Below are 2,403 nucleotides of genomic sequence, written 5' to 3'. Positions count from 1 at the left end.
CCTCGGCCTGGCGGTCGCCCAGTGGCGCCGAGGTCATGGCCGCGAGCGGGACACGGCGGTACTGGTCGACGTCGAGGGACACGGGCGCGAGGAGATCGTGCAGGGCACGGACCTGTCGCGCACCGTGGGTTGGTTCACGTCGCTGTATCCCGTCCGCGTCGATCCGGGCCCGCCGGCGTGGGACGAGGTCGTCGACGGCGGTGGCGGGCCGGCGCTGGGACAGGCGCTGAAACGGGTCAAGGAGCAGGTGCGAGCGCTGCCCGACCGGGGCATCGGCTTCGGTCTGCTGCGCCACCTCAACCCGGAGACCGGGCCGAAGCTGGCCGAACTCGGCGTGCCCCAACTCGGTTTCAACTACCTCGGCCGCTTCCCGTCCGCAGGAACACCGGTGGTGCCCGGCAACCCGGCGTGGACGGTGGCGGCGGAGACGGGCCTGCTGAGCGGGGCCGATCCGGCGACCGCCCTGGCGCACGGGCTGGAGGTCAACTCCATGATCCGGGACACCCCGGACGGGCCGTGGTTGGAGGCCGTCTGGACGTGGGCCCCCGACGTCTGGCCCGAGCAGCACGTCCGCGCCCTCGCCGAACAGTGGTTCCAGGCGATCCGGGGCCTGGTCCGGCACGGTCATCGGTCCGACACGGGCGGCCACACACCCTCGGACTTCCCGCTGGCCGAACTCAGCCAGCACGACATCGAGCAGCTCGAAGCCGCGTGGAGGATTCAGAAATGACGTCGTCGGGCCTGGAAGACATCCTTCCCCTCTCACCCATGCAGGAGGGGCTGCTGTTTCACTCCCGCTACGAGCAGGACGGCGCGGACGTCTACGCGGTGCAACACGCCTTCGACATCCAGGGGGCTTTGGACGCGGCGCGGCTGCGAGCGGCGGTCGGCGCTCTCGTCCGGCGGCATCCGAATCTGCGCGCCGGGTTCCGGCAGGTGGACTCGGGCCGGACCGTTCAGCTGATCCCACGTCAGGTCGACGTGCCCTGGGAGGAGTTCGACCTCTCGTCGCTGCCCGGCGCCGAGGCGGAGGCGGAACTGACCAGGCTCGCCGCCAAGGAACACGGCCGCCGCTTCGACCTGGCCGAGCCACCGCTGCTGCGCTTCACCCTGGTACGGCTGGCCGGGGAGCGCCATCGCCTGATCATGACCACCCATCACATCCTGCTCGACGGCTGGTCGACACCGATCCTCGTCCGCGAGCTGATCACGCTGTACGGCAGTGACGGCGACGTCGCCGCGCTTCCCCGGGTGACCCCGTACCGGCAATACCTGAGCCGACTCGCGCAACAGGACCGCCCGGCGGCGGAGGCGGCCTGGCGACACGCGCTCGCGGGCCTGGAGCAGCCGACCCTGCTCACTCCGGTGGATCCGGCACGAGCCGCACTGATGCCGGAGCGGATCACCGTCGAGCTGGACGAGGACCGCACCGCGGCGCTCGCCGACTGGGCGCGCCGGCAGGGCGTGACCATGAACACCGTCCTGCAGGCCGCCTGGGGCCTGGTGCTGAGCCGGTGCACGGGGCACGACGACGTGGTGTTCGGGGCGATCGTCGCCGGACGCGACCCGGAACTGCCCGGCGTCGAGGCGATGGTGGGCCTGTTCATCAACATGGTGCCCGTCCGGGTCGTGCTGGACCCGACCCGATCGCTGTCGTCCGCCGTCGTGCGGCTGCAGGACGAGCAGTCGCGGCTGACCGCGCACCACCACCTCGGGCTGCCCCGCATCCGGCAACTGGCCGGATCGGGCGAGCTCTTCGACACGTCCCTGGTGTTCGAGAACTATCCCTGGGACGACCCCGCCACGCTGCCGGACACCGGTCTGCGGATCACTCCCGACCTGGGCCGCGGACGGGACGCGACCCACTATCCGCTCACCCTGATCGCCGCCCCGGGGCGCCGCCTCTACCTACGCCTCGACTACCGTGACGACCTCTTCGACCGGGCCGCGGCCGCCGGGTTCCTCGACCGACTGGCCCGGGTGCTCGACCTCGTCGTCACCGATGCCGAGCGGTTGATCGGCCGGATCGACCTGCTCACCGACGAAGAACGCCGAGACCTGCTCGTCAGCCGCAACGACACGGTCACGCGGACCGATGGGGCCACGCTGCCGGGGTTGTTCGAGGCGCGGGTCGGGGCGTCGGCGGATGCGCTCGCGGTGGTGTGTGACGGGAGTGGGTTGACGTATCGGGAGCTCGACGAGCGGGCGAACCGGTTGGCGCATCTGTTCGTGGCTCGGGGTGTCGGTCCCGAGGACGTCGTGGCGTTGGCGCTGCCGCGTTCGACGGATCTGGTCGTCGCGCTCCTGGCGGTCCTCAAGGCGGGCGCCGCCTACCTGCCCCTGGATCCCGAGTATCCGCCCGCCCGCCTGGCCCACATGCTCGCCGACGCCCGCCCCGCGCTG

At 71.6% G+C, this 2,403-nt stretch carries 2 protein-coding genes; both read left to right on the top strand.

Annotated elements, in window-relative coordinates; all coding sequences use genetic code 11:
- Window positions 1–730 (top strand): condensation domain-containing protein (locus GT354_RS14160; protein ID WP_237534830.1); only part of this gene is annotated, 730 nt, incomplete at its 5' end.
- Window positions 727–2,403 (top strand): condensation domain-containing protein (locus tag GT354_RS14155; RefSeq protein WP_161356665.1); only part of this gene is annotated, 1,677 nt, incomplete at its 3' end. The genes GT354_RS14160 and GT354_RS14155, both read left to right, overlap by 4 nt.

Origin of the sequence: Streptomyces sp. SID3343, assembly GCF_009865215.1 — a bacterium.
In the GTDB taxonomy this organism is placed as follows: domain Bacteria; phylum Actinomycetota; class Actinomycetes; order Streptomycetales; family Streptomycetaceae; genus Embleya.
This window is presented reverse-complemented; position numbering and strand designations above follow the sequence as displayed.